Raw genomic sequence first — 4344 nt, forward strand, 5'->3', positions numbered from 1 at the left:
CTGTAGCAGAACAGGATTTCCTTTGTGTTCTCGACGTGGGTAACGAAAAACGTCTCCAGCGCGGACTGATCCATGTCGGAATACACAAAATTACGAATGCGGTCCTGTGCCAGAGACTTGCTGGTGATACCGTCATGGCAGTAGATGTCCGTGGTCCCGAAAACGTAGTGCAGGCTCTCCACTTCAACCACGCAGTTGCGGCCTATAGCGCCACCAGACCCTAGAATGCGCTCGAAGGTAAACGGATACGTCCCTTCGCCGGTGAAGGCCATCGCCCATGCCTCATTGCGGCCGTAGATAATGAAATTCGACTTCAGGCTCATCCCATCCACAATCGGGCCGTCCATCTCGGCCATGATGTTCTCGCCCGCCAGCGTGCTTGGGTTGATCGTCTGGGTTGCGTCCCAATTCCCCGGCACCTGCCCATCGAGCGTCACGTCGGACCATTTCACCATCTTCGGGTAAATGGTCTGCGCCCCGGTTGTGGCATCCGTTTTTGTGACGTTGAGTGCGATCAGAAAGTCCTGGTAGGGGCGCAGGACGGCACAGGTCCACGTCCCATCTGTGTTCGGTAGAGGGGCGAACGTCTGGCTCGTGGTGGCGTAGTAGCGCACACCCATATCCTCTCGGTTGATGTAAATGACATCACCAAGGTAAGCCGCCGTAAACTGGCGAAGGGTTGGGGTTAGGGGCTGGAACCCGCTTTCATCCACGGATACAGGGTCCGAACCGGCAATGAGCTGGAATGTGTTGCCAGTGGCCGTGACCGAGAACACACGGTCAATGGCCTCTGCGCTTATGGTCATGGACGTAAGGCAGACGACGGGATTTACCTGCCCTTGCGATCCGAATGAGACCATGTTGCGCCATACTCCGGCCCTCATAGCCTTATTATCGACAAACCGGACATTTCGGCAGTCGGACCATGCTGTTAGATCGAGATCGAAGGGGTCTTGGTCTGGGATTACTCCTGCCCCCCCAAGCCCTCTTAGGGGAACATTCGTCACGCGGGCGTCATGTATTCACTACCAACAGGATATTTTTTAGCCTCGTCTAAGACAAAGGCGAACCCATCGGGGACGGCCACACCGTCCAGCGAGGACAGGAGCTGAGTGGCGACCACGTAGCCCACAGGCTGATCGCCCATCGCTTTTGTTCTATATAAAATATAATTATAGTATAATACCTGATCGGCCATTACACTGGTCCTATTGCTGTTACAGATATTGTTACTGGCTGATTAGACGGGACGGCATGATCCTCTGCACCGTCCGCGTAGGCAAGATGTGCTGTGAAGTTGAACTTATTTTCGCTCCCCTTGAACACATTCGCAGTCACACCCTCGCCTTTCCCCGACTGCGCCTCACTCGATGTTATATGAATGGAACTCGGCGTATCGCTGAATGCGATGGGGAATGAAATTAGTTGGGTATCATATGCCGTAGTGCGGAAGGACAGGGTGCGGACACCACCGATAACATATGTGTCGTAGTTTCCCGCATCATGAACGGCAGAGCTAGGCGCATAGCTATATTTGGTCCCGTTTATCTGGGCAGATAGGGTGCCGCTGGCATCTCCATACAGATTCTGGATCGTGTATAAACCTCCCCCTGGGGCTGTTTTTACGAATGAAAAGGAAACACCATTCGCGGACGCCCACGGGACTCCATCTCCTATAAAGTAATTGAACAGAGTGATGGGAGCATTTACCCCATCATTCGTTGAATTAGTCGGCACACAGGCAGATATTTTACTGGAAAATACGCTGTTCTGGTTGGCCTGCGCTGTTAGGGCACTGTTCAGGTTGGTCTGGAGCGTGCTGACATCGGTATAGTTGGCAATGCCATTGAACACGTTCTCTGTGCCGTTGTTGAATACAGCAATAGGCCGCCCTGTGCTCTGCTGCTGGTAAAATCCCAGCATCTGAAGGTCGCCTGCACTTTTCCCATAGATGCCTGACACGCAATTGCTAATGTCTGCCGACAGGTCCGCATTCGTATCGGCCTGCTTGTCCTGAAATGACGCAAGGCTGCTCTGAAGCGTCGTTACGTCCGTAGCGTTCGCAAGGCCGTTATATATGGTGTTGCCATCGGCGTCCTTATAGACAGCAATCACATAACCGCTGGATACCTGCCAGTAAAATCCCAGCATCCGAAGGTCGCCTGCACTTTTCCCATATATACCGGAAATTGAATTGTTCAGGTCGTCGGGGGTTGCGCTTACCTCTCCCGTCATATTTGGGAAGGTATTCTTCAAGACAGCTTTGATCAGGCGAAGATGATCAGCCCCTTGGCTTCGCGGGTCGGTGGCAGGGGGGTTCTGCGGGAGCAGGTCCGATATGTATGTGCCAGTCTCTAATCCCATTCATTTCCTTTCTTCATGGTTAGGTGTATAGGAAAGCCTTCTCGCGGCTTTGTGCAAATATCAGCTCTATATGCCGCCAAGTGCCTGTTTGTTGTTTGAAATCAGTGGGTTATATGCAGTTCAAAGGCTCCCTTTCAGGGTCACTTGAGGGACCGGCCCGGAGTCCCAAAAATCTCCAGGCGGTCACACCGCTCGGTTCCGTCGAACAACAACATTCGCGCGGTTTTAGCCGCCGATTTTGAAACGGCATCGGAGTAGGGCAGGGCATTCTAGTGGACCGTGCGGGACTCCAGATAATGTTTTATAACAAACATTATGCCAACAAATGCGCTGTGGATCGTGTCGAGCGCGATGTTATCGCACATAACAGACCGATTACGTGCGATAATATCCACAATCGTTTTGACCGATCAATGGACGGTCTTTTGATCGAAAAAACCGATCATAACGCACACCCACAACGCCCATCACGCGCCCGAACAGACCCATCACGGCCACACACGTCCTAAGCATGCCCAAAGCGGCCCATATTCGCCCCGTGGATGCCTTCTGGACTTCATCGCATACGATCATACCAGAGACCTTCTGAGGCCCTCCCCTGCCCTTCTGTGGCCGTCCATTCGTGCGCCTGCATTATGCGTGTGCGTGTCTGGCCGATCAGTGCCAGGGCGAAAAATGCACCAGATCGCATTTTATGGGTTGCGCGGTTCGCAAAAGGGAACTAGATACAGGCTTACCGGTTCGCAAAAGGGAACTGGCGAGACAGTCACACACGGACATGCCTGCACAGCATGACCAACCGGAGATCACCACAATGGGCGCACTTTTTACGGATTTCGGCATCGCAATGCTTGGTGTTCTGCTGGTCGGGATGCCGTTCTTTGGCAAACGGTTTGACTGATCGACCATCCCTGAAACCCTCCCTTAACTACACGCACAGGACATTCAACATGGCGAAGATAGCAGAAGCATTCACGGCAAAGTCACGCGCACAGTTGAACTATGAGGCCGATGTAAAGGCTTGGCCGTATTACAACATAGAGCGCATGGAAAAGCGGCAGACATGGGATGAATTACACCCCGCTGTGCAGCGTAACTGGGATAGCGACAAACCCGGATACCATGCTGCCCATCCCGAACGGTCCAAGGCATTAGGGCTGAAGCTACTTTCAGCCTATCTCAGCGCGGGCCGCATGACCCTAGAGGAAGGCCGGGAAGTGGCGGCAGCCTTTGGCGTCCTGTCTGTGGACACGGACACAGCCGAGGGGCTTGCATCGGCTTTGCGCTGGCTTGCTGCCTAAAAACAGGTTGACCAGTTCGCAAAAGGGAACTAGGTAAGACTCAGACGGGCACTTCACACGCCCGGCACCACTGCCCTGCCCTGCACAGGCAGACCAACACACACACACACACACACAAGGACACGAAACAATGGCTAACATTGACCTGCACGATTACGCTCTTGATCTGTTCACACCCGACGCGACGGGCCATTACCTTTACGACATCGACGCGATGCGGGATGCGGCCATAGACCTTACGCACACGACGGCTGACGATCTGGTGTCGATCTGCTACGCAAACGCGGAAAGCATAATTGACCGTTACGAGAGCGAGGTGGGAGAAGTCGAGGACTTCGGACAGTCCTTTAAGGCCAGCGAATACCTGCAAGCCATGACGGCATACGCCTATGGGGTGGCCACGGCTGTCCTATGCTCTGAAATAGCGGACATTGAGAGCGATATTAAAACAGCGCGGGAAAGTCTAGGCGATGAATGGGAGCGGCTGTATCCGAACGCGGATTGTCTGGCGGACTGTGATATACGTGTAGCTGGCTGTGGCTGCCCTTACGGATGGGCAGCTCATGATTGCGAGAACGATACCAGCGACGGGAAATCATCCGTCATGGTGTGGAAGTCCGGGCAGCTCGATGGCGGCAATGGAATGGCGGTCCAGTGCGGGCGCATCTGGCTTTATGTG

General features: G+C 53.7%; 6 protein-coding genes. 3 read left to right on the top strand and 3 right to left on the bottom strand.

Annotated features, from left to right (window positions below):
• The 3 genes from B3759_RS05005 to B3759_RS05015 all read right to left on the bottom strand — a co-directional run.
• Positions 1 to 860 (bottom strand): hypothetical protein (locus tag B3759_RS05005; protein WP_291364234.1); only part of this gene is annotated, 860 nt, incomplete at its 3' end.
• Positions 861 to 1003: 143 nt separating this feature from the next.
• A complete protein-coding gene (locus B3759_RS05010) occupies positions 1004 to 1198 on the bottom strand; it encodes a hypothetical protein (RefSeq protein WP_291364236.1) in 195 nt (64 codons plus the stop codon).
• Positions 1198 to 2256 (bottom strand): hypothetical protein, encoded by a 1059-nt coding sequence (locus tag B3759_RS05015; RefSeq protein WP_291364238.1) that lies wholly within the window; start codon positions 2254 to 2256, stop codon positions 1198 to 1200. Before B3759_RS05015 ends, B3759_RS05010 begins: the two co-directional genes overlap by 1 nt.
• 886 nt (positions 2257 to 3142) lie before the next feature.
• On the opposite strand from B3759_RS05015, the gene B3759_RS05020 reads away from it, so the two are divergent.
• The 3 genes from B3759_RS05020 to B3759_RS05030 form a co-directional block, all read left to right on the top strand.
• Positions 3143 to 3265 (top strand): hypothetical protein, encoded by a 123-nt coding sequence (locus B3759_RS05020; RefSeq protein WP_291364240.1) that lies wholly within the window; start codon positions 3143 to 3145, stop codon positions 3263 to 3265.
• 49 nt (positions 3266 to 3314) lie between these two features.
• The gene (locus B3759_RS05025; RefSeq protein ID WP_291364242.1) at positions 3315 to 3665 is read left to right on the top strand and encodes a hypothetical protein; all 351 of its coding nucleotides are present in this window, start codon (positions 3315 to 3317) and stop codon (positions 3663 to 3665) included.
• Between the two features lie 130 nt (positions 3666 to 3795).
• The coding region (locus B3759_RS05030) for a hypothetical protein (RefSeq protein WP_291364244.1) at positions 3796 to 4344 on the top strand (549 nt) is incomplete at its 3' end.

Origin of the sequence: Acetobacter sp. UBA5411 (assembly GCF_002409645.1) — a bacterium.
Classification (GTDB): domain Bacteria; phylum Pseudomonadota; class Alphaproteobacteria; order Acetobacterales; family Acetobacteraceae; genus Acetobacter.

What these genes read in the sequence shown, in the direction of transcription:
- B3759_RS05010 (WP_291364236.1), bottom strand. Translation starts at nt 1,198, where the DNA reads ATGGCCGATCAGGTATTATACTATAATTATATTTTATATAGAACAAAA.
- B3759_RS05020 (WP_291364240.1), top strand. Translation starts at nt 3,143, where the DNA reads ATGCCTGCACAGCATGACCAACCGGAGATCACCACAATGGGCGCACTT.
- B3759_RS05025 (WP_291364242.1), top strand. Translation starts at nt 3,315, where the DNA reads ATGGCGAAGATAGCAGAAGCATTCACGGCAAAGTCACGCGCACAGTTG.